Source organism: Saccharopolyspora antibiotica, assembly GCF_047200635.1.
Classification (GTDB): domain Bacteria; phylum Actinomycetota; class Actinomycetes; order Mycobacteriales; family Pseudonocardiaceae; genus Saccharopolyspora_C.
The window spans coordinates 133,732-158,808 of sequence record NZ_JBJZOI010000002.1; the positions used below are offsets into that span (position 1 = coordinate 133,732).

Below are 25,077 nucleotides of genomic sequence, written 5' to 3' on the forward strand. Positions count from 1 at the left end.
TCCTGCTCGTTCCGGTGATGCCAGTGACCTGTGCTCACCCTTCCGGGTGTTGTTTCTTGCTCTGGTCGGCTTGGAACTCGATGAAGCGCATGACGCTTTCCAGGGCTTCGGGGGAGAGCTCGCTGGCGCGGGCGGCGATGCGTTGGGCGCCGGCTTCACCGAGTACAGCGAGGGCTTCGTACTGGCGGTTGAGGTCGCGGGCGCGCTCGTCATCGGAGAAGTAGTCGAGCTGGACGTCGAAGAAGTCGGCCAGGGCCTGCACCAGTTGCCAGCTCGGTGAGGTCTTCTGCCCGTTGAGCAGGTCGTAGAGGTAGGTCTTGGACACCTTGACCTTGCCGCGTGCGGTGATCTCGGCGGCGACTTCGGTCGCGGTGAACTTCTCGCCGCCGTCCTTCGTGACGCTGTCGAACAGCCTCCGCAGACGCGCGGCGAAGCTCATGTCGGTCTTGTCGACCACGTCGACCACCTGCTTCCTGGGGCCACTATAGCGGAATAGCAACATCAAGAAACCACTACAGTTGACGCTCCCGGTCAGTCGGGTTACGTTGGCATCGTCCGTTCCACTATAGCGGAAATCAGTGGAGAAGATCCACCGGTTCGCGCGATGCTCACCGATCGGTCACCGCATCGGGCATAGCGAGGTCCGGCTGTTCACCACTGGCTTCGTGGGATGTGACCCCCGCGGAGCGCAGTGATCCACGAACGCCTCCGCCAGTGCAGGAGTCGGTGGGACTGCCGAGTCCCTGGCCCGGAACGGGCAGCACCGTCTCGGTCACCGAGTCCGACTAGCTCGGTGGCGATTTCGAACTTCATCGACCCGCCGCGCCTCTCGGCGCAGCGCGATACCGCACGCCTCGAACAACGGCCGAATGCGACGACCCGATCCGCACGATCTTCGGGCGCCGGAACCGCGCGTCCTGATCCGTCCTGGTTTTCGCAGTTCACACGCCAATCGAACCTCGGAGAAATCGTGATGTCCTCATTTCAGCAGCAGCCGGACGCGCCGCCCGCTTCCGCAGCGCCACCAGCCGACCGGGCCTCGTCGGCCAGGCGGCAGCCGTGTACCGCAGCGCTCCGGCAGGCGGCCGGTGCGGAAGAGGGGCTGATCGCCCGCGACCGCCGATTGGCCGGTGCAGCACACGTGATGCGTCGTGACCTGCCGACGCCGGACGTGGTCGGTGCTGTCGAAGCAGGTCGGCTCGCAGCGGCAGCCGAGTCGGGGACGGCCGAGCCGGAGGGCGACGATGTCGCGTTCCGCACGGCTGCCGCGACCGGTCAGGCGGCTGCGGTGGTGCAGGGGCAGGGTGTACCGCCGGGTGCTCCCGGTGGCGCGGACTGGTCCGGTTTCGGTTCGGTGGTTCCGGTGCTGGCGGCCTCGCCGGGTGCTGGTGCCTCGGTGGTGGCGGCCGTGCTCGCGGATGCGTTGCAGCTGGCGGATCGGCGCGTTCTGTTGGTGGACACCGCGGATCCGGTGCGGTCGGGGTTGGCCGCGGTGGCCCGTTCGGACGGGCCGGTGTTCGACGGCCCGCATCCCGCCGTGCGGATCCGCGCTTCGTGGCGGGCGCACGCGGTGCTGGCCCGGGTCGAGACGTCGTTGCCGATCGTGACGCCGGGGATGGTGCCGCCGCCGCGGTTCTTCGCTGCGGCGGCCCGGTCGGTGCAGGCGACGATCGTCGACATCGGGCACGACCCGTGGCGGGTGGCAGCGCATCCGCTGGCCGGTGCTGGGGCGTGGTTGCGGGTCGGGGAGCCGGTGCCGCGGCCTGTGCTGGTGTGCCGGGCGAGCAGGCCGTCGTTGCTGCACGCCGAGCAGGTGCTGGCTCGGCTGGAGGCCTGGAACCGGACCGGGACGATCGTGGCTCCGGCCCAGCTGGTGGTGCTGGGGGCGCGGAAGTGGCCGGCCGGAGTCGCGGGTGCGGCAGGGCGGCGCACCTCGGCGTTGCTGGAGAACGCCGTGTTCCTGCCGCACGACTCGTCCGTGGCGCTCGGCGGGATCACCGCCGAAGTCACTCCTGCTCGATTGCGCGATGCGGCGACTCCGCTGCTGCAGCACCTGCGCCTGCTGCCTGGTCCCGCCCACTCGGCCGGGAATTCCGTCCCCCGAAGGGTGATCCGCTGATGCTCCACACCGGATTCGAGGTCGTGGTCCCCGTCCTGTCGCAGCTTCCGAACCCGGCGCCCGCGCCGCCACCGGGTGCGGACAAGATCACGGAGGTCGCGGGGGTGTTCAAATGGGGCGCGCAGATCGCCCTGCTCATCGGGTTCTTCGCGGGCCTGGCGGTGTGGGCCGGTGGCCGGTGGGTCGATCACCACCGCGCGGGCAAGGTCGGCGTGGTCATGATGCTCTGCGGGGTCGCAGGCGGCCTGCTCTACGCCGTTGGGTATCCGCTGATCAACCACTTCGCCGGGGGTGGGGCATGAGCGCCCCGCGCGACGAAGCGCGCGAACGGCGCACAGCAGGGATCGGGCTCGCCGCCGTGGTGCTCGGGACGCTGGCCCTGGTGGCCGTGCTCCTGGCGTTGATCGTAGCCCGCGCGACCACCTCCGACCCGAAGCAGGCCGAACTCCGTGAGCCGGCCGCTGCGCCACCGGCCGCTCCTGGTGGCGTCGAACCCGCCGTCCTGGAGCTGGTGACCCGGCCGATGCCGGTGCTGCCGCCGCAGGCGGTGCGACCGCAGCCGTTGAGCACCGCTTCGGCCGGACCTCCCATCACGGTCGCGCCGACCCATCCGATTGGGGGCAGCTGGATTCCCGGTGGTGTTCCGGGCACCACGCGCGGCGCGCTCGCGCAGCTCGCCGCGTTGGACGAGGCCGCCCTGCGCGGTGCCGACCCGGACCTCTACGCCCGCGGATTCACCGAGCTCTCCGAACCGGGAGCACCGGGCGCTACCGAGACCGGTCTGCACTCGCTGCTGCGCTCGCTGCGGATGTCGGCCGGACTGCGACCGGCCGGCCCGGTTCCCGGGATGCTCGCCGACTTCCAGCCCACGCACGGGCAGATCAAGGGCACCGCCGAAGGCGGTCGGCTCGTGGTGGCCTGCGTGCTCGGCCAGTTCTCCGTGGACCAACGCGGCCAGACCGTGACCGCCGGGATCGGGGACTGCCAGGCGATGCGCTGGAACGGGCACCGCTGGCGGATCGCCGCCACGCCCGTGGCAGCCCCGGCGCCGAGCGCGTGGCCGGGCAGCGCGGACTCGGTGTCGGTCGGCTACCGAGAACTGCGGGAGGGCTGATGTGGCCGTTCGACGACATCGGTGACTCCCTCGGCTCCGAGATCGCCGAGTTCGCGGCGTCCGCGTTCGAGTCCGCGATGCGGGCGTTGTGGGACGGCAGCCTCGACCTGCTGCGGGAAGCCGTCGCGCTGGCCGACCGGTTCTCCGTGTTCGAGGTGAACCCGCAGGACGGTCCGGTCGGGGTGCTGTGGCCGATGATGCTGTGGATCTCCGGGGTGCTCGCGATGGGGTTGTTCTTCTGGCAGCTCAGCATGACGTCGCTGCGCGGCGGACGCGGGATCGTGCGGTTGGCGACTGGCCCGCTGCAGTACGGCGTCGCGCTGGCGGTCACCGTCGGCATGGTCGGCACGTTCCTCGCCGCCTCCGATGGGCTCACCCGCGGCATCCTGCAAGCGGGTTTGCAGGCGGCGAACTTCCAAGAAGCGCTGGAGAGCACCCAGTTCGCCGGTGGCACGGTCCAAGGCATCAAGGCCGTCGTGCTCGGGCTGTGCGCGTTGATCGGGGTGCTTCCCGCGGCGGTCGGCTATCTGCTGGAGATGTTGTTCCGCGAAGCGGCGATCTACCTGCTGGTCGCCACGGTCCCGATCACGGCCGCCGGGCTGCTGGCCAACGTCACCAAGCGGTGGTTCTGGACGACGGTGCGGTGGTTGCTGTCGTGCATCGCGATGAAACCGGTGCTGGCGCTGGCGTTGGTGCTGGGCATCGGCCTGGTGGCGGGCGCGGACGGCCTGTCGGGTCTTCTCGCGGGCATCGGCGTGCTGGTGCTGAGCGTGTTCAGCCCGCTGGTGCTGTTCCGGTTGTTCGCCTTCGTCGACCCGAACACCGATGCCGGAGGTGTGTTCCGGGACGCGCTCTCGTCGTCGACGGGCATCGACTCCTACGGCATGAACAACCCGGTCGGGAAAGCCGCCACCGCCCTGGCCGGGTTCGGTGCGGGCGGCTCGGGCAGCTCGGCGCAGGAGGACGCCTCCGCTGGGCGGTTCGACGCGGCGTTGGCCGGTTTCGGCGAACGCGAGATGGACGCCCACGGCATCGGCAGCACCGGGGGAGCAGGCGCCTCGGCGGATGAGCCGCTCGATCCGGACGCGGAGCAGCCGCATGCGCAGGAAGAACCCGATGCCGATTCGGCTCGGCCTCCTGCTGCCAACCACGGGGCGATCACGAGCGAGGACGGGATCGGCCCCCAGCTCGCCGGAGCCGGACACGAGCAGGACCCGCCGCCACCGGAACCTCCCGCCACCGGAGCCGACCGGGAACCGCCCGATGACGACGCTCCCCGAGGCGGCGGTCCGAACAGCAACGGCGGTGGCAGCACCGCGGGTGGAGACGTGGAACCAGGGGTGATCGACTGATGAGCGGCAACGCGCGGATCTACCGAGGACTGGCGCGGCGCGAGCGCGCCGGCTGGATCATGGGCCTCACGCCGGTGCAGGCGGTGACCTGCTTGGTCCTGGCCGTGCCCGTGCTGTGGGCGGTCTCGGCGGGCCGCTTCCTGGACGCGGTGCTGCTGTTCGCCGGGTGCGGGGGTGTGGCGGTCCTGGTGGTGGTGCCGGTTCGGGGACGTCCGGCGCTGCGCTGGCTGGGGCATCTGCTGCTGCACCAGCTCGGCGTGGCCACCGGCTGGTCGCGGTGGCAGTCCGCGGCGGGGGCGGGGCACCCGGTCGACCCGGAGGAACCCGATCTGCCCGGCGTGCTGCAGCGGGTCAAGCTGCCGGACGGGCCGCCGCTGCGCGACCAGGGCCGGGTGTGCCTCATCCATGACACCGGCGATGGCCGGTGGGGTGCGTCGGCGCGGTTGACGCACTCCGGTGTCGGGTTGCTCTCAGCGGAGCAGTGCGAGCGGCTCGCCTCCCGGCTGGGCAACCTGCTGCTGTCGATCGGGCACCGCGATGTCGTCGACCGGTTGTCCCTGCTGGTGCGCACGGTGCCCGATGACGGGACCGAGCACGAGGTGTGGCGCCGCGAGCACGAGGTCGCCGACGCCCCGGAGCTCGCTCGGCGGGTAGCCGACGAGCTGGATCGCACGATCGGCAACGCCGGGGTCCGGCACGAAGTGTTCGTCACGGTTTCCGGCACCGAGGACGCGCTGCGCAAGCCCGCCGCGGCCGCGGGCGGCGGGGTGCACGGCCGTGCCCGGGTGCTCTACCGGGTCCTCGACGGCTTGGAGGATCCGCTCAAGGCGATGGGTGCGACCTCGGTGACCTGGCTCTCGGGCGCGGGCTTGGCGGAGGCGGTGCGCACCTCGTTCAACCCGGCTTCCAGCGCGGTGCTGCGGGCCGCGCACCTCACCGGCGCAGCGGAGGACGGACTGCCCAAAGCCGCCGCCGGTCCGGTCGCGGCACCGTCGCCGTCGATGCGCCGCTACGACCACGACGCCTACTCCACGGTGTCCTACTCGGTGCTGATGCCCGAAGCGGGCACGGTCTTCGGCAGCCTGTCGCCGCTGCTGGCCGTGCGCACCGCGGGGGAGCGGCGCTGCGTGGCGATCCACTACGAGGTGCTGGACTCGCGGCGAGCGGGCCGCGAAGTGCAGAGCATCCGGTTCCGCACCGGCGTCCTGCGCGACTTCAAGGCCAACAAGGGGTTCTCGGCCTCCGCAGTGGAGGAGCGCGCGGCAGGCGGCGCCCAGGCGCAGGAACGGGCCGTGGCCGCCGGGCACAGCTTGGTGCGCTACTCGGTGGCCGCCGCGGTGACCGTGCCCGCGACGTGGCAGGTCGACGATCACGCCGCACGGCTGGAGAACGACTCGGCCGGCCGGTTCCGGCTGCTGCGGCTGGATCTGGCTCAGGACTCCGGTTTCGTCGCCGCCTGCGTGCCGCTGGGCATTGGGCTGCCCCGCTCCCGAGGAGGTCTGCTCTGATGCGCGAATCCGACCGCAGCGCCGCCCAGCTGCTCGCTCAGTTCTGCGCCGCCCCCGCCGCGCCCCGGTGCTCCGGCATGACTTCGGCCAAGGAGCGTTCGCGGGGGCCACGGCTCAACCGCGCCCGCGCCCCGCGCCGGGGTCGGGCACTGCCGGGCCGGGGATGGTCGGCGGCCGAGGCTCCGTTGGCGACCTACTTGGCCGCGACCCACGAGATCGGCGGGTTGTTCCCGCTGCTGGCGGCGAACCAGAACCCGGCGATGGGAGCCCGCATCGGCTACGACACCCTCAGCGGCGGCGCGTTCCACTGCAGCCCGATCGACTGGGTGCTCGCCGGTCTGGTCACCAACCCGAACCTGGTGGTCTTCGGCGAACCCGGACGCGGTAAATCGTCCACAGTGGTCGCCCTGCTGCTGCGGATGATGCTGTTCGGCACCCGCACCCTGATCTCCGGTGATGTGAAGGGCGAGTACAGCCCCCTGGTCCGCGCACTGGGCATCGAACCGATCGCCCTGGGACGTGGTTCGACGGCGCGGCTCAACGCCCTGGACCTCGGCCCGATCACCACCAGGTGGGACTCCTGGCCGGTGGCTCGCCAGCGCGACGAGCTCGACGGAGTCCTCGGACGGTGGACGAAGCTGCTCGTGGCGCTGGCCGAAGCCCAGGGCTATACCGCCACGGTCAGCGATGAGGCCGTGCTCTCCCACGTGCTCCGACGCCTGGTCGGCGCCGAAGACGGCTGCACGCGGCTGCGGGAGGTCACCGTGCCCGCGGTTCACCGCGCCCTGGCACATCCCGATCGGCTGCTGATCGAGCGGGCGCGCTTCGCCGACGAGCGCCAGTTCCTCGACACGTTGCGGCCGATCACCGACGCGCTCGGCAACCTGATCTCCGGGCCGTTGGCGGGATTGTTCGACGAGCCCACCAACTTCGCGCTCGACTGGGCCGCGTCGATCCAGTCTATGGACCTCTCGCGGCTGCGCTCGCGGGGCGACCAGGCCGTGGCGGTGGCGCTGACCGTGCTCGGCTCGTGGTCCTCCTTGATCACCGACCTGCAGGAGGACGGCGAGATCCGCATCGTCGTGCGCGACGAGGTGTGGCGGCAGATGCGGCTCGGGGTGAAGGCGGTGCAGGCCGTCGACTCGGACCTGCGGCTCTCGCGCACCGAACGCAAGATCCAGATTCTGGTGGGGCACAAGCCCTCGGACTTCCTCTCGGTCGGGCACACCGGATCGCAGGAAGTCGCCATCGCCCAGGACCTCCTCGCGTTGTGCAGCACGAGAATCCTGTTCGGACAGTCCACGCGGGTCGCCGACGACCTGGCCGAGGACCTCGGGCTCGGCGAGCCCGAGCAGGACGTCACCACCGGCTGGTGCATGGAACGCCAAGGCCGCGCGCTGTGGAAGCTGGAGAACCAACCCGGCTTCAAGATCCAGACGGTGCTCAGCAGCGCCGAGAAGGCCGTGTTCGACACCAACGCCCAGCTCCGTGCGAACGGGGGCCGCTGATGCCGGGGGCGCGCGCGACCTGGGCGCTCGCCGCCGCGCTGGTCTACCTCGTCGGCACACCCGGGCTGATCATCGGCGTCGCGCTGCTCGCCGTCGTCGGTGCCGCCACCGCCGGGTGCGGAACCGGAGTCGGCCCGGTCGGTGGTGGGCAGGTCGGCGACCACCACTGGTCCGGGGAACAACTCACCCACGCCCAGACCATCACCGGCATCGCCGAGCAACGCCGCCTCCCGCAACGAGCAGCGGTCCTCGCGCTCTCGACCGCGATCGTCGAATCGAACCTGATCAACGTGCCCTACGGCGACCGCGACTCACTCGGGCTGTTCCAGCAGCGCCCCAGCCAAGGCTGGGGCAGCGCCGAGCAGGTCAGCGATCCGATCTACGCCACCAACGCCTTCCTGGATCGGCTCATCGCGCTGGAGGACTGGTGGCGGCTTCCACCCGGGGTGGCGCAGCAGACCGTGCAGGCCTCGGCCTACCCGGAGCGCTATGCCCCGCAAGAAGGCCCGGCGACCGACTTGATGAGCCGCTTCTGGCGCGGCCCGGACAACCCGCTTCCCCCGACGGGTGCGACGCCCGTCGCGCAGGCCGCGCTCTGCGGCGACGAAGGTGGCGCGAGCACTCCGCTCGATCCGCAGCAGCTCCCGCCGGGATACCGGCTTCCGGCGGAGCCGACCCAGCGCGCGGCGGTGCGGTACGCCCTCGCCCAGCTCGGAAAGCCCTACGTCTTCGGCGCGAAAGGGCCGGATGCCTTCGACTGCTCCGGCCTGATGCGGGCCGCGTGGGCGCACGCCGGCGTCCCGATCTCGGCTGGCACCACCAGCCAGGTCCACGACGGCCGCGCGGTAGCCGCGCTGCGACAGCTCGCACCGGGAGATCTCGTGTTCATCCCGGGCTCGCTGGGATCACCGGCCAACCCGCGCCACGTCGGCATGTACGCCGGACACGGCTTGATCGTCAACGCCTACGACGAGAGCACCGGAGTCGTGCTCGAACAGCTCGACGCCTGGAAACCGCAGGTCGTGGCAATCCGGCGCGTCGCGGAACCGAGGGGAGCGAACGCATGAACCGCAGCGGTTTCTCCTTCTCCCCGGCGATCGACCGCGACTTGGCCGTGGTTGGGCTATTGGTGATCGCAGGTGGCGGCGTGCTCGCGCTGGCGGGGGTGCTCGTGCTCTCCGCTGTCGCGGCCACCGCTTGCGCGGGCGGTCCTTGGCTGCTGCCCGAGTTCACCGACTGGCTTCCCGCCGCCACGTCCGTGCTCGGGGACCCTTCGCATCCAGGCTCGGCCTTGGGCGAGCCGTGGGCGAGTGCGCTGCAGGGCCGGACCCGGCTGTACTGGACGTTCGCAGGCGGCGTCCTGGTGACCTGCGCGGCGGTGAGCGTACCGATGGGAATGGCGGCGTGGTCCCGGCTCGGTCCCACCGAGCTCGGTCACGCCAGCCGGATGGAGGTCCGCCGCGAGCTGTCCCTGCACGCCGTGCGCCGCACCGCCGAGTGGACCCGCCCCGGACTCAGCGCCGAGCAGCGGCGGTCAGCACCGCTCGAGCAGGTCGCCGCACCGCTGCACCGCGGACCGCACGGGCAGGTGCTGGGCACGCCCCTGGAGAACCCGACCGGAGCGTTCGCCCCGACCCAGAGCGGCAAGAGCCGAACCGACGTCGTGCACAAGGCGCTCGCCGCGCCCGGGGCGCTGGTGTGCTCCTCGACGAAACCGGACCTCGTGGAGTTCGCCGCGCTGGCCCGCTCGCGCCGACCCGGTGCCGGCCCGGTGTACGTCTTCGACACCACGGGCAAGGTCCGCTGGCCCGCGCGGATCCAACCGTCTCCGATCCCCGGCTGCGAGGATTTCGGCGTCGCCCGCCGCCGCGCGGAAACGCTCGTCGACGCCTCGGCCGTGGGACTCACCGAGGTCGGTGGCAACGACAAGGTGTTCCGGGAACGCGCGAAGACCGTGGTGCAGGCCTACCTGATCGCCGCCGCCCACGAACGGCGCGGAGTCGCGGACCTGGTCGCCTGGTCGATCACGAAACCACCCGACCAGGAACCGGTCGAGCTGCTGCGCCGGTACGGCTTCCCCGAGCTGGCCGACAACCTGCAGGCCGAGATCGGCATGGTTGCCGAAACCTCCGACGCGGTGTGGTTGTCGGTGCGCCGGGTGATCGAACCCTGGCTGGACCCGCAGCTGCGTGAGCTGTGCTCCCCGGCAGCGGGGGAGGAGTTCGACGCCGCGTCGTTCGTGGCCAACCAGGGCTCGCTGTTCCTGGTCGCCGACAAGCACCAGGCCGCGCAAGTCCGGCCCGTGCTGACCGCGCTCGTCGAGGACATCCTCACCACCGAGCAGGAGATGGCGCTGAGCTACCCCCACCGACGCTTGGACCCGCCCGCGACCAACGACCTCGACGAGCTCTACGACGCCACCCCGATCCCGAAGCTCCCGGAGATCCTCGCCGACTCCGCAGGCCGCGGCGTGCTCATCCACTGGGCCGCGCAGTCGATGGCGCACCTCGAAGACCTCTACGGCGAGTCCGGCCGACGCCAGCTGCTGGACAACACCACCACGTTGACGTTCTGGGGCGGCATCAAGGACGCCAAGACCCTCGAGCTGGTCTCGACCTTGGCCGCCCACCACGAGCGCAAGCGCTACCAGCAGCAGTCCGACGGGCTGCTCGGCTTCGGCCGCACCTCCGTGGGCACCGAGGACGTGCCCACCTACCGGCCCGGCGCCGTCCGGACCCTGCCGCGCGGGCGGGTGCTCATCTTCCACCGTCACCTGCGCCCGATCCTCGCCCGCACCGTCGACGTGCGGAAACGCCCCGACTGGCCGCAGCTGCGCGCCGACCAGCACGCCGTCCGAGCAGGCACCGCCCCGATCGACGCCGACGGCTACGCCACGAAGGCGGTGGGCACCCCGTGAACGACGACGAGCTCGTACCCCACCACCGGCAGCGACACGCCGACGGAACCGAAGCCGCGATCGAGGCGCTGACCGAGATCGTCGGCGCCCTGACAGCGAAGCTCACCGCGCTGCGCGGGCGCATCGAAACGCTGGAGAACGGCGCACCGCAGGAACCGGAACAGGACGACGCGGCCGACCAACCGGGCCCGTGGGTCGTGCACATGCCGCCCGCAGCCGCCGAAGACCGGCGGCACCGGGGCGATCAGCACACTCCGCTGTGGACGGTCCGCAACTTCGTAGGCTGGTACAACGCTACCTTCCTCGGAAACCCCGGTTCCCAGGCCAGAGCGATCCCGCCATGCTGGGCCGAACATCCGGGCCTGGCCCAGGAAGTCGCCGTCCTCGCCTACTCGTGGCGCCGAGCCAACGTCGGCGCGACTGCCAACATCCGCGACGCCCAGCTCTGGCTGCAGCAGACCCGCCCCGGCTTCGCCGCCCGGCTGACCGACTGGGTCCACGCCCACTGCCTCGACGGCCGCCACCGCCCGGTCGGCGCCCGCTGCAGACCGACTCGATTCGCCGCCGAGGCGGCAGAACAGGACGCCATCTCAACGGGGGAGGACGCGGAATGAAACCCTGGATGCACCAAACCTGCACCGCAGCTGCCGGCGCAGGAGCCGTGGCCGCCGGAGTCGGCTGGGCCCACGCCGCCCACCTCCTGCATTCGTCGCACCCGCCAGCTTCGCTGCGCCCACCGCGATCCCGTCACCGGGCTGCTCACCAGGTCCGGCTGGGAGAGCACCGCCCCCGGAGCCCTGGACCGCAGCACCGTGTGCGGGCTGCTCGACCTCGATGGTTTCAAGCGGATCAACGACACCTTCGGGCACCCAACCGGCGACCACGCGCTGCGCGCCGTGGCGCGACGAGTTCACGGTGTGCTGCCAGCGGACTCCGTGTTCGCCCGACTCGGCGGTGACGAGTTCGTCTTCCTCGCCCACTCGAACCCAGCGGAGATCGGGGCCCTGTCCGACGAGCTCCTCGACGTCATCACCGCGCCCCTGCCGGTCGGTGAGCACGCGGTGCACCTCGGCTGTTCGGCGGGCCTGGTGCTGTTGCGCGACCTGCCGAGCCAGCCGGTGCTACTGCGTGAGGCGGTCACCGCGGCCGATCGCGCCATGTACGAGGCGAAGCTCTTCCGCTCCGGCTGGCGCCGCCACGATCCGTCGCGGCACGCCGACCCACCAGTCGATCGCAGCTCCGCGCCGCTCGTCCGCGTCCGCGAACACGGCCCGCAACCACACCTCGGGAGGACTCCGTGAAGATCCACGACACTCGGTCCTGGGAACGTGAAGCGGCCTGCGCTGGAACCGAACCCAGCCTGTGGTTCGGCGAGGACGACGTCCGAGAGTCCGGCAGCGATGCGCATCGCCGCCGCGAAAACGCAAAAGCGATCTGCCGAACCTGCCCCGTACGCACCGACTGCCTCATCGACGAACTCCTCCGCCCCCACACCGAACAACACGGCATCCGCGGCGCCACGACCCCGGGAGAACGAGCCCGCATCCTCGCCCGCTGGAGAGCCGCCGGACTCGTCCCCCAACACGCCCCGCCGACCAACACCGATGCCCTACGCACACTCCTCGGGGCCGAACCACGCCAGCGGACGGCGTAAACCCGGCCCGGACGACCGGTGCAGGCCCGTGGCGTGCGTGGAGAGCACATCCGTTCGCCCTTCGCGACGACCAAACGGGCGGACCACCTCCACGTGCGTGGAGAGCACGAGCTTGCCGGACACGTCGACTCCTACGTCCGCGGACCACCTCCACGTGCGTGGAGAGCACCGATACCCCGCGACCGCCTCGCGCAGCGGTGCCGGACCACCTCCACGTGCGTGGAGAGCACTGAGCCCCCAGGAGCCCACCTTCGGCTACCTCCGGACCACCTCCACGTGCGTGGAGAGCACAACAGCGTGCCGAACTCCGCGTGCACCAACTGCGGACCACCTCCACGTGCGTGGAGAGCACGACACCCCACGTCTCGATGTCCAGGAAGACGACGGACCACCTCCACGTGCGTGGAGAGCACGTTCCCGGACGGCACCGATTCCTACGAGGTGGAGGACCACCTCCACGTGCGTGGAGAGCACCAGTGGGCGCTGGAGCTGGTGGCCTCCCTGGACGGGCCACCTCCACGTGCGTGGAGAGCACCGAAGGACGCTCCCTCACCCGCGTCGCCACCCACGGACCACCTCCACGTGCGTGGAGAGCACTCGCATCCAGGATGCGGCGGGCCCGCGCCGCGCGGACCACCTCCACGTGCGTGGAGAGCACTGCCGCGCGAAAACCCAGTGGTTTTCGCTTATCGGACCACCTCCACGTGCGTGGGGAGCACGCCCTTCTGGTTACAGGCGGCGACAACCAGGGCGGACCACCTCCACGTGCGTGGAGAGCACCGCCCGGTGGCGAGCCGGGCGGCGACCGCCGACGGACCACCTCCACGTGCGTGGAGAGCACAGCAGCGAGGTCGCGACGTTGACGTCACTTCCCGGACCACCTCCACGTGCGTGGAGAGCACGGCACACCTCAAGGCAATGCGAAAGCGCTGGTCGGACCACCTCCACGTGCGTGGAGAGCACTGCCCGTGGCGTTGCCGAGCGGGAGTGGGATGCGGACCACCTCCACGTGCGTGGAGAGCACATGCCGCAGAAGCGCCACGAAGCGGGATACGCCGGACCACCTCCACGTGCGTGGAGAGCACAGGAGGTGAGCATCCACCCCGGGCTCAAAGCGCGGACCACCTCCACGTGCGTGGAGAGCACCGATGCGCAATCCAGTCGGTCCACTCCTTCGTCGGACCACCTCCACGTGCGTGGAGAGCACCGACTTCCTGCCCTACGTCGACGGCATCAACGCGGACCACCTCCACGTGCGTGGAGAGCACTGCCCGCAGACCGCCACGCCGACCAACAGGGCCGGACCACCTCCACGTGCGTGGAGAGCACATCCTTAACTCCATCCCGAAGCCGTACCTGACCGGACCACCTCCACGTGCGTGGAGAGCACTGGGCGATGGACGGCGGGAACCTCCAGGAGGTCGGACCACCTCCACGTGCGTGGAGAGCACCCGCCTCTGCGGCCACTGATCCGACGTTTCCCCGGACCACCTCCACGTGCGTGGAGAGCACCGCCGCCAGGGGTACTCGACCGTCCCGGCGTCCGGACCACCTCCACGTGCGTGGAGAGCACATCACCTTGCGGACGCCCTGGTCCTGGAGCTGCGGACCACCTCCACGTGCGTGGAGAGCACCCCATCCCCATCCCCAGGGGGTTCGCCAATGCCGGACCACCTCCACGTGCGTGGAGAGCACTAGCGGTGCAGCGAGCCAACCGGGATGCCGGTCGGACCACCTCCACGTGCGTGGAGAGCACCCTTCGCGAACTGGGGTTTTAGGAACGCCGTTGCACGTTTTCGAACGGAACCATGCCTCGACGGTAACGCATGGGCGCGGTGGATGGCTTTGACCATCCGAACCGGCAGTTCACCCGTTGGCACCAGCTCTGGCGTAAGACGGCTCGGCTTGTCGGGGGTAACCGTTAACGTGCCGCTCGGTGATCGGGTTCTCTGGTTTTGGGAGGTTCAGTGGCCGACCCCGTGGTTGATCTGCGGCTGTGGGGCAAGGAACGCGGGCTTGGGGGAGCTCGGTATCCCGTTGTTTGCCATGGTCTGGACGCCGCAGCGGCGGTGCGCGCGTTGTGGCGCGACTTCATCTCGGCAGGTCTTCGACGACGGTTGGCTGCGGAGCTCGGCTTGAGCGAGTCGGAGACGTGCTCCGTGCTGGAGTTCTGGGCGGCGCTCCACGACATCGGGAAGATCGTCCCCTCGTTCGCTTTGCAGCTGCCGATGCCGCCGGAATTTCCGGCGGATGCGGCGGAGGTTCGGATACGGCATGACCGGGCGACGAACTTGTGGCTGCCTACAGGACTAGGCGTTCTGGGATATCCGTCGCGGTCCGCTCGGTCGGTGGGGCGGCTGGTCGCACAGCTGTTGGGAGGCCATCACGGGCGGTTCCACAGCGTCGAGGGCGCGCGGTTGATGCCTGAGCACTTGCCGTCACAGGGGCTTGGCTCCGCACCGGTGTGGGACGCTGAGCGGGCCGCGATGCTCGACGTGCTCGCTGCAATCCTGCAACCACCTGTACCTCCTCGGCTTGCTGTGGAAGACGCGGTGCTGATCACAGGCCTCGTGGTGGTAGCCGACTGGTTGGTCAGCCAGGTCGACTTCGTACGTGAGCAGGTCCGGAAGGTTCCCACCGTCGGTGATGTCCCTTCGTTGCGTTGGTTCTTCGAGGCTGCGGTGAGTCCTGCTCGACAGCTGGTGCGCAGCGCGGGTCTGTTCAGGCTGAAGCTGGAGGACGGCGACTTCGGCGAGGAGTTCCCGGGGTTTTCGCCCAACGCACTCCAAGCCGGCATCGCGGCAGAACTGCGGCGTCTGGTGACCGGCCCGGGGCTCTTGATGGTTGCGGCGCCGATGGGCTTCGGGAAGACCGAAACCGCGTTGCACGCTGCGCGGATCATGGGGGCGGCTGCCGGGACGTCAGGAATCTTCGTCGCCTTGCCGACGATGGCCACGGCGGACCAGATGTTCAGCAGGGTCGGACAGTACGTGCAGCGCCGGAGTGAAGCAACGGCCAGCCAAGCACTGCTGCACGGAATGGCTTGGCTGAGCCCGGTGGAGGAGATCCTGGCGAATGCGCGTGCTGCGGAGGGGATCGTCAGCGACGCGGAAGCTCGGGTGCACTCCTCGGAATGGCTTCGAGGCGCGAAGCGGGGCTTGCTGGCCGGGGTGGGGGTGGGCACGATCGACCAAGCGTTGTTGGCCGTGCTCCCGGTGCGGCACAACGCGCTCCGAATGTTCTCGCTGGCCGGAAAGACCGTGATCATCGATGAGGTGCACGCGTTCGACAGCTACATGCGGGAGTTGCTGCGGGAACTGCTCGGCTGGCTGGGCGAGCTCGGCGTCCCCGTGGTGCTGCTGTCCGCAACGTTGCCGAAGGCGATCGCGAGGGAGCTCTCGGCCGCCTATACCGGTGCGGCAACCGAAGCGGACTTCGAGATTCCTTATCCGGGCTGGAGGTACGTTGAGCGTGTTCACAAGTCGGAACCGCGGGCGGTGGCCTTCCCAGCTGACCGCAGGCGGCCGGTAGAGGTCTCGTTGCGAGGCGTTGGTCGGGGAGAGGGCAAGCGGCCAGATCGGGTTCCGGTGCTGCAGGAGGTCTTGGCCCATGTGATCGATGGTGGCTGTGCCGTGGTGATCTGCACGACCGTCGCGCAAGCGCAGCAGACCTTCTCCGATCTGGGTGAGTGGGCTGCGAGGAATGGGGTCACTCGCAAGCTGCTGCACGCCAGGTTTCCGTCGCACCAGCGGACAAGCATCACCGAGGATGTGCTGGAAGCCTTCGGGAAGCCCGACGGGTCACGAGGACGTCCACAACGGACGATTCTGGTGGCGACACAGGTCGTGGAGCAAAGCCTCGATGTCGACTTCGACCTCGTCGTCACCGATCTCGCGCCGATCGAGCTGTTGCTGCAACGATCAGGCCGACTGCAACGTCATCCGGGGTGGGATGACCAGCGGCCCGCCTGGGCTGATCCTGCCCGGGGTGGTCATCGGCAGATGGTCGTCCTCACCGCGCCGGACCTTGACCCCGGCGAGTTGCCTTCTAGCTGGAGCTACATCTACCCGCAGGCCAGCCTGATCCGGGCCCATGAACTGATCCGCCGCAGAGATCAGCAGTCGATCAACATTCCCGACGATGTCCAAGATCTGGTTGATCGTGGCAATCCTGGCGACTTCCCGGTCCTCGACGATGACTTGCTGACGGGCTTCGCCGATGTCGAGCTGGAGCGCAGCGCCCGGTGCATGATCGAGTCGCAGACTGCGCGGCGGGTGACCATACGTCCGATTCGCGAGTTGGCCAGCCTTGCTGGCCTGTCCGAGGAGCTCGTTGACGAAGAGCGAGCCACGACGCGCTTCAACGCTGACTCCGTTCGCGTGCTGCCGGTCTTCATCGACGACTCCGGAGAGCTCCGGCTTGGGCATCCGGCGGGAGAGAGGTTGCCCGTTCCGGAGCTGGGTCGGCTTTCCCGGGAGGAGACGATCGCCGTCATGAAGCACACCATCCCCGCGCCGGGTTCGCTCGTGCGTGACCGCGATGAGAGCAACACCTTGCCCGAGCCGTGGCATGCCCTCTGGCCCCTGAGCGATCTTGTCGCGCTACCGCACCGAGTCGACGATGAGGGGAACGTTCGACCGGCCCGCGTAGGCCGGAAGTTCCTGCTCCTCGATCCCGAGCTCGGGCTGTGCGATGTGGCTGAGACGACGCGGCTGAGCAGCGAGTCGTACCGAAAGGCAGACCCCGGCGATTTGCTTCGCACGACCCTTGTATAGTCACTCTCAGTGCTCGGCCGTATCCTTCGGGTGATGATCATGGTAAGGGTGAAGTCCGGCTGTGGCCGAAGCGGCCGCGCCGCAGGTTCGCGGTACGAAGCCCAAGTGCTCCATCGCCTTCACCGCTGTGAAGAGCACCGAATGTCGAAAAATCGATCGTCTCGCCCGACCCGGGCCACTTCCACGTCCGTGGAGAGGCACGCAGCTTAACCGTCCTGTATGTCCTGGCTGATAGGAGGCACGATGCCACCGAGCTTTGACCTGGCAGAGCGCGGGTTCTGCCGGGTGCGCTGGCGCCCGGGGCGATCTCCCGGGAACCCGGACGCTCCGGTTGGCTTTCGCGATCTGCTGGTGCGCGCGGCGGACATCGCCGATGTGGAGGTGCCGCACCCCCCGGCACTGGCGGGCCTCCTTCGGGTGTTGACGGTGATGGCAGCCCGAATCGGCGGACTGGACGCACTGGATCGCCGTACCGATTGGGAGGACGCGCGCTTAGCCGTACTGGACAAGGGGAAATTCGACCCGGGCGCGGTACAGCAGTACTTCGCTCAACACGAGGGCCGGTTCGAACTGTTCCACACGGCCAGCAGTACGCCGTTCCTCCAAGACCCACGGCTGCTGGACGAGTGCCGCACGGTTAAGGGGGAAGCGACAAGCTCCGGTGTGAACAAGCTCGGGCTGGGCAGAGCGGCAGGCCAGAGCTTCGTATGGCTCGCGCACACAGTGGACGAACAGCCGCCACCACTCGCCGCGGCCGACGCCGTGTTCGCGCTACTGGCTTGGCTGTACTTCGGCGTACCAGGGCGCTGCACTCCTCGGCGAGTCGGAGAAACCGCTGCTGCTGACACCAAAGCCGGGCCGTTACGGGGAACGGTCTCTTACCACCCGGTGGGGGAGAGCCTGTTCGAAACCTTGGTCCTCGGCGTTCCGTTCGTGCCTTCTTCGGAGCCCGACCCAGCTTTGTGGGAAGACGAACCACGGGATCCGTGCGCCCTGCCCCCACCAGGTACCGGTGTCGGCGGGCTGCTGGCGAATCGTTTCCAGCACGCCGTCCTCCTGGAGCCGGACGAGGCCGGTGGGTCGGTTGTCGATGCACGGATCACCTGGGCCTGGCGCCTTCCCCGCGGTCCAGCGCAAGATCCGTACCTGATCTACCGCACGAGCAAGGACGGTCTGCCCTATCCGCAGCCGGCGGAAGCTTCTCGCGCGGCGTGGCGCGATCTCGATTGCTTGATCGGAAAACACGAGGACCACCAACGGCCGGTTGTCTTCGAAGGCCTCGACGATCTGATGTCGGGGCAAGGGCGAGCTGTGCGGATCAAGGCGTTGGGCTTCGAGCAAGATCGCAGCCAGGCGAAGGACAAGCAGTTCTACTCCGGGACGACCCCCGCCAAGCAGGAGTTGTGGCAGCAGGTCGATCCGGATCGGTTCGGGCGCCTCCGGTCCGCGCGAATGGCCGCCGAAGTACGCGGCTGGCATCTCCGCGGTGCGTTGACCGAGGCGTGGTGGGAGCTCGTCCGTGTGCGACCGTCGCGCGCTGGCAAGTCCAGGGATGGTGGTGTGCCGTGGCTGCACTCCAGCATGAGCGACTACTGGGAACGGGCCGAACACCACTTCTGGCAGGCGATCAGCACTGAGCAACCCCCTAATTTCAACATCGTCAACCGATTCATCCACCTAGCGCTGAAGTCCTACGACACGGCCACTGGAATGGTTCGGCGAACGCCTGAGGAAATCAAGATCATCGAGCGTAACCGGCGCAGGTTGTGGACCGGCTACCAGTCCGGCTCGGAGACCCAGAACGGAGCAGAGAATGACTGAACTCTCCGGATCCGGTTCCGCTCAGCGGCGCCGCGAAGAACGTCGCAAGAGAGCTGCTGACATGGTCATGCACCTGCGGCGGGAAGTGCTACTGGCGCCGGGCCGCCGCGCCGCAGTCCGGGCCGCTCTCGGGCATGAACCGGGCTCGCCGCGGACATTCCGCGCGTACCGGGAGATCAGTGCCTTTTTGGCGCCAGGGCTGCCCAAGCGGGAGGAAGAGGCATTCCTCGCGGTAGCGGCGATGTTGTGCGCACAGCCGGCGGGCAACCGCAAGCAGGACGTCACCGCCGCCGACGCGGAGGAGAAGGGGCCTCAGCGGACGAGGACGCTGGGCGGGAGCTGCGCGTTAGCGGTGAATCGGAGCGAGATCACCGAAAAGTCGGTGGAAGCACGTCTTCATCAGCTGTGCCGGGGTGACTCCCGCAGCCTTCATCGTCAGCTGCCCCGGCTCGTGCACCACCTGCGCGGAGTCGGAGTGGAAGTCGAGTGGACCCACCTGGTCGACGACATGACTCGATGGGACATCGACCGTGAACGCATCGCTGCCGGCTGGTTGCGCGAGTTCTACCAGGGTTTGACCGCCCGCTCCGCAACTCAGAAGACGACCCCAGAAGACGACGCATCCCAGGAGGACCAGGCATGACCACTCCCGCGTATCTTGACATCCACGTACTGCAAGCACTTCCGTTCTCGAACGTCAATCGCGATGACCTCGGTGCCCCGAAGACCGTGGTCTTCGGTGGAGCCGAGCGCACCAGGATCTCCAGCCAGAGCTGGAAGCGCGTCATCCGGAAGCACGTCGAGGAGCAGCTCGGTGAGCGGACCGTGCGTACTCGTCGTGTCGTGCGCGGAGTTTCGGAACGGCTCCAAGCCCAGGGATGGGCTGAGGAAGAGGCCGACGCTGCTGGAATTCAGGTGGCGGTCTCGGCGGGCAAGGGCATCAGCCTCCAGCCGGACAAGGACGACAACGATTCGCTCGTGCTGACCACGAACGTGTTGCTGCTGTTGCCCGAATCCGGGATTGACGAGCTCGCGGCGCTGGCAGCAGGGCATCGTGACGCGATCTTGGCCGAGTCAAAGCGAGCGAAGAAGGCTACCGAAGTCAAAGCGAAGCTTCCCAGCGACGAAGTCGCCGCGATTCTCAGTCGCCGCAGCGGAACGATCAATCTGTTCGGCCGGATGCTGGCGGAGCTGCCCGGGGCCAACGTTGACGGTGCAGTTCAAGTCGCTCATGCGTTCACCACGCACGGGACGCAGGTCGAGTACGACTTCTTCACCGCTGTCGATGATGTCGAAGAACAGCTGAACCTCACAGGCAGCGGGCACCTGAACACGGCCATGTTCAGCGCAGGAACCTTCTACCGCTACGCCAACATCAACCTCACCGAGCTGCTCGGGGAGAACAACCTGGCTGGTGACACCAGCGCCGCAGCCGCGTTGGTGTCGGCGTTCCTGGATGGATTCCTCAACAAGCTCCCGACCGGCAAGCAGAACTCGACGGCGCCGATGACCCCGGCCGACTTGGTGCACATCGCGGTGCGCGACGACCGCCCGGTCTCACTTGCCAGCGCGTTCGAAGCACCGGTGTGGGGCCGACGCGGACATCTCGTCGAATCGGTGAATCGGCTGATTGACCAATCCCGGACCGTGACGCGGTTGTTGGGCGAGGACCACGTGCTCCACGCCGGTTATACCGCCACCGCTGCCGCGCTGGCAGAGGGGCAAGCGACCGAGATCCAGCTCGGAACGCAGCACGAGTCCTTCGACGAGCTGATCCGCGTGGCCGTCACGAACGCCTACCCCGGAGCCCGGCCGTGAGCGGGTTCTTGTTGCGCTTGGCCGGGCCTATGCAGAGCTGGGGAGAACGCAGCGCCTTCGACATGCGTGACACCGCCGCGTTCCCGACTCGTTCCGGACTCCTCGGCCTGCTGGCGTGCGTGCTCGGACGGTCACGAGGCGAATCTCTCGACGACCTGGCCCAGCTGTCGTTCACCATCCGAATCGACCGTCCAGGTGTCCGCATGGTCGACTACCAAACGACCGGCGGAGCGTTGCCCGTTCGCGGGCCGAAGGTGCCCACCGCCGACGGCAAGGGGCGACCGAACTCGAAAGGAACCCTGCAGACCTGGCGCGAGTACCTGGCCGACGCGGTGTTCATCGTGGCCGTGACCGGGCCGGACGAAGTCCTCGATCGAGCACGTGCGGGGTTGCGCAGACCTCGGTGGCAGCCGTTCCTGGGACGGAGATCTTGCCCGCCGGACGCGCCGCTGCTGCTGGACCGCCTTGTTTCGGACCCGATTGCCGAACTTCGGGCCGGTGTCCCCCTCGCGCGGCGAGTGAGAGAGGGGGCCGACGTCGAAGTCGACTTCCTGACGCCGACGGGCAGGGTGGACGAAGTCCACAGCGAGATCCACGACGTGCCCATCACCTTCGCCACCGTCGATCGTGCCTATCGCCCGCGCCCGGTGTGGCGCCACACCGAATCCCTGGACCCCGCGCTCGGCGTCCGCGACCTGCGCGACTACCCGGCACGGCTGGCTGATTACGTCCGTGGAGAGACCGCATGAACGACACCTGGCTCGTAGCGATCGCAGTCAACTCAGGGTGCCGCCGCCTGTTCAGCGGAGGCAAGATCAACGGGCACGCCCTCCATCGCGAGCTGATGCGTTTGGCACCGGCCGGACTCGGCGACGAGGCCAGACGAGAGGCCGGACTTCTCTACCGAGTCGAGCAGGTGGTCGCCCCTCGGCAGGGACTGCGGATCCTCGCCCAGCTCACCTTGGAACCCGACGTTCGCGCGCTGGCGTCGGAATTCGCGGCGCAAGTGCAGCAACGACGGTTGAACCCCCTGCTGAGCCGGCTCACCACCGGTGCAAGAGTGCGCTACCGGATTGACGCCAACGCCACCAAACGACACGGGAACGCGGCGGAGCCGCACAAGCGGGGAAAGTTGGCCAACCTCCACGGCACCGAAGCCGAGCTGTGGTGGCTGCGCAAATCCACCGAAGTCGGGCTGCACCCGCTGCAACTGACCTCGACACCACAGCCCGACGTTCTCGGCCGCGCCAGCAAACGCAACAAGGACAAGAATCCTGGTGACGAGGAGAGTTACACGGCTGTCCACGGTGTCACCCGTTTCGATGGCATCGGGGTGGTGACCGATCCCGATCGGCTGCGTGCAGCGGTGAACGTGGGAATCGGCCGCGCACGCAACTACGGATGCGGGTTGCTCAGCCTCGCTCTGACCGAAGAGGCGCCGTGATCAACAACCCGAGACGGCTTCTCACCGCCCCCACCGTCGCAATGCTGCCTCGCGTCGCCGACTCGTTGTCCTTCCTCTACCTCGAACACGTGAGGGTCAGCCAAGACGACACCGGGGTTTGCGCCTCAGTGCAGCAGGCGGACGGCACGACGAGCCGTGTTTACCTCCCGGTGGCTTCGCTGTCCTGCCTGTTGCTGGGGCCTGGGACCTCGGCCACCCAACCCGCCATGGCCACCTGCGCTCGGCACAACACCACCGTGCTGTGGACAGGATCCGGAAGCGTCCGGCTCTACTCCGGCGCTCAACCCGGCGACCTGACGACGACCTGGGTCGAACGCCAGGCGCGCGCCTGGGCCGATGACGAAGCGAGACTCGCGGTCGCTGCCCGGATGTACGAGATGCGCTTCAAGATGCCGGTGCCCGAGGGAACCAACCTCAACACGTTGCGCGGCCTAGAGGGCCAACGCATGAAAATCCTCTACCGCTCACTCGCAGACCGGCACAAGCTACGAGGCTTCCGGCGCAACTACGACCCCGCGAACTGGGATCAGCAAAACCCGATCAACCAGGCCTTGTCCGCGGCGAACACAGCCCTGTACGGCGCGGTGCACAGCGCACTCTTGGCGCTGGGGTGCTCGCCCGCGCTCGGATTCATCCACAGCGGGAAGCAGCACTCCTTCGTCTACGACATCGCGGACCTGTACAAGGCCGACCACACGATCCCGCTTGCATTCTCCCTGCACAACAGCGACCAGCCGGACCGCGACGCACGCATCCGGCTCCGCAAGGACTTCCACCTCTTCCGGTTGCTGCCGCGGATCGTCACCGACGTGCAGAACCTGCTCGACCCAGCTCGGCGTGCGACGTCGTCCGAAGACGTCGACGGTCCCACCGAGATCGAACTCGTCCACCTGTGGGACCCTGATCTCGGTCCGATCGATGCAGGTGTCAACCACGCCCGGGAACTCGACAAGGACTGAGCGGATGCCCAACCTCGTGGTCATCTCCACGACCGCCGTACCGGACTACGTGCGCGGTTCGTTGTCGCGCTGGCTTACCGAGCCGGCGCCAGGCCTCTACGTCGGCTCCATCTCAGCTCGGGTACGCGATGAGCTGTGGAACCAGGTAGCCGACGCCATCGGTGATGGAGCGGCGGTGTGCGTACACCCGTCGGACAACGAGCAGCGGTACACCATCACCACTGCAGGGCAGCGGCGCCGGAGCGTGCTTGACTTCGAAGGGCTCCAGCTCATCGGCTTCCACGCACCTGCTGGCTACGAAGATGGCAAAAACGAACAATTGCCCTTCTAAAATCCCTGTTCGCGAAGGGTGCTCTCCACGTGCGTGGAGGTGAGTCGGCTGGCGGCCTCGGGCAGATGGATCCCGGCGAGTGCTCTCCACGTGCGTGGAGGTGAGTCGTAGTCGGACACGGCGGTGTCGAGCGTGGCCGGGTGCTCTCCACGTGCGTGGAGGTGAGTCGCCAATCCGGACGGAGTGGAGCTGCCCGGATTCGTGCTCTCCACGTGCGTGGAGGTGAGTCGGGAGCACGACGTGACTAACCACGACGACCAGGGTGCTCTCCACGTGAGTGGAGGTGAGTCGGCTGACCTGACCGGTGCAGAGGTCAAGACCACGTGCTCTCCACGTGCGTGGAGAGCACGACAACATCCCCGCGCATCCGGACAGGATCGTCGGACCACCTCCACGTGCGTGGAGAGCACCGCAGCTCGGTGGCGCGGATGCCGGCCTTGTACGGACCACCTCCACGTGCGTGGAGAGCACCGGAAGTGGGCGCTGAACGTGTCGCCGGACGACGGGCCACCTCCACGTGCGTGGAGAGCACCGCAGCTCGGTGGCGCGGATGCCGGCCTTGTACGGACCACCTCCACGTGCGTGGAGAGCACCGTCGTGCGCAGCAGGCCGCGTGGAACCGGCGCGGACCACCTCCACGTGCGTTGAGAGCACGTTGACCGGCGTGACCGGGGTGTCGTCGCCCTCGGACCACCTCCACGTGCATGGAGAGCACCGGCTACTCGTACGCACTGGTGCTGCCCGGGGAGGACCACCTCCACGTGCGTGGAGAGCACGCGGCGCTCCGCTCTACGGGGTCCCGGACTCCCGGACCACCTCCACGTGCGTGGAGAGCACCGGCGCTGTAGCGGCGGGGCATGGGCTGCATCCGGACCACCTCCATGTGCGTGGAGAGCACAGCACGCCCGAACCGTTCGCCGCCTACCTGATCGGACCACCTCCACGTGCGTGGAGAGCACGCGAATGCGGTGCGGTGGCACCAGTTGTCCGGCGGACCACCTCCACGTGCGTGGAGAGCACACCGCGGCCCAGCAGCACTACGACGACCCCACCGGACCACCTCCACGTGCGTGGAGAGCACCAGCGGGTCTGCGCGTGCAGCGCGGGGTTGCGCGGACCACCTCCACGTGCGTGGAGAGCACCTCCCGTTCACGTTCGAACGCGTCCCGCACAGCGGACCACCTCCACGTGCGTGGAGAGCACCTCCCGTTCACGTTCGAACGCGTCCCGCACAGCGGACCACCTCCACGTGCGTGGAGAGCACGCCGAGTTCGTCGGCGTGCCAGAGGAAACTGCCGGACCACCTCCACGTGCGTGGAGAGCACCTGGTTCGGGTGATGTGACCGGTGCAGAGCGCCGGACCACCTCCACGTGCGTGGAGAGCACAGGTTCAACCCGTCGCGGCCGCGGCGCGGACACGGACCACCTCCACGTGCGTGGAGAGCACGGGCCTGAAGGAGGCCGCCTGATGCCAGACAGCGGACCACCTCCACGTGCGTGGAGAGCACGCTACGTGGCCAGTATGTTCGTGCAGTGCAGCCGGACCACCTCCACGTGCGTGGAGAGCACCGCGGCTGCCCGTCGACTCGCTGTTCCCCTACCGGACCACCTCCACGTGCGTGGAGAGCACGCCCGGACGAACGCCGCAGCATCGTTGGGGAACGGACCACCTCCACGTGCGTGGAGAGCACCGCGATCACGTGCTCGACCGGGTGGTCCAGGCCGGACCACCTCCA

At 68.7% G+C, this 25,077-nt stretch carries 20 protein-coding genes and 2 CRISPR repeat arrays (1 of these 22 only partly in view); of the genes, 19 read left to right on the forward strand and 1 reads right to left on the reverse strand.

Translation table 11 applies throughout. The annotated features are described in order from the left end of the window. Positions 1-34: 34 nt before the first annotated feature. Complete coding sequence (locus tag ACL03H_RS01515) at positions 35-466, reverse strand: helix-turn-helix domain-containing protein (RefSeq protein WP_412809192.1); 432 nt, start codon at positions 464-466, stop codon at positions 35-37. Positions 467-1,144: 678 nt separating this feature from the next. On the opposite strand from ACL03H_RS01515, the gene ACL03H_RS01520 reads away from it, so the two are divergent. From ACL03H_RS01520 to cas2e, 19 genes are all read left to right on the forward strand, one after another. Further along, positions 1,145-2,119, forward strand: a complete 975-nt coding sequence (locus ACL03H_RS01520) for a P-loop NTPase family protein (RefSeq protein WP_412809193.1) — start codon at positions 1,145-1,147, stop codon at positions 2,117-2,119. Continuing rightward, positions 2,119-2,421 carry a hypothetical protein gene (locus tag ACL03H_RS01525; protein WP_412809194.1) on the forward strand — a complete coding sequence of 101 codons (303 nt, stop codon included), beginning with the start codon at positions 2,119-2,121 and terminating at the stop codon, positions 2,419-2,421. The genes ACL03H_RS01520 and ACL03H_RS01525 overlap by 1 nt, the downstream gene beginning before the upstream one ends. After that, a complete protein-coding gene (locus ACL03H_RS01530) occupies positions 2,418-3,233 on the forward strand; it encodes a hypothetical protein (protein ID WP_412809195.1) in 816 nt (271 codons plus the stop codon). Before ACL03H_RS01525 ends, ACL03H_RS01530 begins: the two co-directional genes overlap by 4 nt. Further along, entirely contained in the window at positions 3,233-4,585 is a 1,353-nt protein-coding gene (locus ACL03H_RS01535; RefSeq protein WP_412809196.1) for a TrbL/VirB6 family protein, read from the forward strand. Before ACL03H_RS01530 ends, ACL03H_RS01535 begins: the two co-directional genes overlap by 1 nt. Beyond that, positions 4,585-6,093, forward strand: a complete 1,509-nt coding sequence (locus ACL03H_RS01540; protein ID WP_412809197.1) for an SCO6880 family protein — start codon at positions 4,585-4,587, stop codon at positions 6,091-6,093. Before ACL03H_RS01535 ends, ACL03H_RS01540 begins: the two co-directional genes overlap by 1 nt. Continuing rightward, positions 6,093-7,601, forward strand: coding sequence for an ATP-binding protein (locus tag ACL03H_RS01545; protein ID WP_412809198.1), 1,509 nt, complete (start codon positions 6,093-6,095; stop codon positions 7,599-7,601). Before ACL03H_RS01540 ends, ACL03H_RS01545 begins: the two co-directional genes overlap by 1 nt. Beyond that, positions 7,601-8,668 carry a C40 family peptidase gene (locus ACL03H_RS01550; protein ID WP_412809199.1) on the forward strand — a complete coding sequence of 356 codons (1,068 nt, stop codon included), beginning with the start codon at positions 7,601-7,603 and terminating at the stop codon, positions 8,666-8,668. Before ACL03H_RS01545 ends, ACL03H_RS01550 begins: the two co-directional genes overlap by 1 nt. After that, positions 8,665-10,518, forward strand: coding sequence for a type IV secretory system conjugative DNA transfer family protein (locus ACL03H_RS01555; protein ID WP_412809200.1), 1,854 nt, complete (start codon positions 8,665-8,667; stop codon positions 10,516-10,518). Before ACL03H_RS01550 ends, ACL03H_RS01555 begins: the two co-directional genes overlap by 4 nt. After that, on the forward strand, positions 10,515-11,132 hold the full coding sequence (locus tag ACL03H_RS01560) for a hypothetical protein (RefSeq protein ID WP_412809201.1): 618 nt from the start codon (positions 10,515-10,517) through the stop codon (positions 11,130-11,132). Before ACL03H_RS01555 ends, ACL03H_RS01560 begins: the two co-directional genes overlap by 4 nt. Positions 11,133-11,222: 90 nt before the next feature. Next, positions 11,223-11,819, forward strand: coding sequence for a GGDEF domain-containing protein (locus ACL03H_RS01565; protein WP_412809345.1), 597 nt, complete (start codon positions 11,223-11,225; stop codon positions 11,817-11,819). Continuing rightward, the gene (locus tag ACL03H_RS01570; RefSeq protein ID WP_412809202.1) at positions 11,816-12,172 is read left to right on the forward strand and encodes a WhiB family transcriptional regulator; all 357 of its coding nucleotides are present in this window, start codon (positions 11,816-11,818) and stop codon (positions 12,170-12,172) included. Before ACL03H_RS01565 ends, ACL03H_RS01570 begins: the two co-directional genes overlap by 4 nt. Positions 12,173-12,251: 79 nt before the next feature. Then, a CRISPR array of direct repeats spans positions 12,252-13,928; the repeat unit is 29 nt; unit sequence CGGACCACCTCCACGTGCGTGGAGAGCAC. Between the two features lie 211 nt (positions 13,929-14,139). Beyond that, on the forward strand, positions 14,140-16,947 hold the full coding sequence (gene cas3, locus ACL03H_RS01575) for a CRISPR-associated helicase Cas3' (protein WP_412809203.1): 2,808 nt from the start codon (positions 14,140-14,142) through the stop codon (positions 16,945-16,947). Between the two features lie 243 nt (positions 16,948-17,190). Then, positions 17,191-18,768, forward strand: a complete 1,578-nt coding sequence (casA, locus tag ACL03H_RS01580) for a type I-E CRISPR-associated protein Cse1/CasA (protein ID WP_412809204.1) — start codon at positions 17,191-17,193, stop codon at positions 18,766-18,768. After that, the gene (casB, locus tag ACL03H_RS01585; protein ID WP_412809205.1) at positions 18,761-19,411 is read left to right on the forward strand and encodes a type I-E CRISPR-associated protein Cse2/CasB; all 651 of its coding nucleotides are present in this window, start codon (positions 18,761-18,763) and stop codon (positions 19,409-19,411) included. Before casA ends, casB begins: the two co-directional genes overlap by 8 nt. Then, entirely contained in the window at positions 19,408-20,586 is a 1,179-nt protein-coding gene (gene cas7e, locus ACL03H_RS01590) for a type I-E CRISPR-associated protein Cas7/Cse4/CasC (protein ID WP_412809206.1), read from the forward strand. The genes casB and cas7e overlap by 4 nt, the downstream gene beginning before the upstream one ends. Further along, the gene (gene cas5e / locus ACL03H_RS01595; RefSeq protein WP_412809207.1) at positions 20,583-21,335 is read left to right on the forward strand and encodes a type I-E CRISPR-associated protein Cas5/CasD; all 753 of its coding nucleotides are present in this window, start codon (positions 20,583-20,585) and stop codon (positions 21,333-21,335) included. The genes cas7e and cas5e overlap by 4 nt, the downstream gene beginning before the upstream one ends. Continuing rightward, positions 21,332-22,030, forward strand: a complete 699-nt coding sequence (locus ACL03H_RS01600) for a type I-E CRISPR-associated protein Cas6/Cse3/CasE (RefSeq protein ID WP_412809208.1) — start codon at positions 21,332-21,334, stop codon at positions 22,028-22,030. Before cas5e ends, ACL03H_RS01600 begins: the two co-directional genes overlap by 4 nt. Continuing rightward, positions 22,027-23,010 carry a type I-E CRISPR-associated endonuclease Cas1e gene (gene cas1e, locus ACL03H_RS01605; RefSeq protein ID WP_412809209.1) on the forward strand — a complete coding sequence of 328 codons (984 nt, stop codon included), beginning with the start codon at positions 22,027-22,029 and terminating at the stop codon, positions 23,008-23,010. Before ACL03H_RS01600 ends, cas1e begins: the two co-directional genes overlap by 4 nt. Positions 23,011-23,014: 4 nt before the next feature. Next, on the forward strand, positions 23,015-23,341 hold the full coding sequence (cas2e, locus tag ACL03H_RS01610) for a type I-E CRISPR-associated endoribonuclease Cas2e (protein WP_412809210.1): 327 nt from the start codon (positions 23,015-23,017) through the stop codon (positions 23,339-23,341). Between the two features lie 381 nt (positions 23,342-23,722). Next, positions 23,723-25,077: direct repeats of the CRISPR family, unit length 29 nt; unit sequence CGGACCACCTCCACGTGCGTGGAGAGCAC; it runs 1,174 nt beyond the window's last position.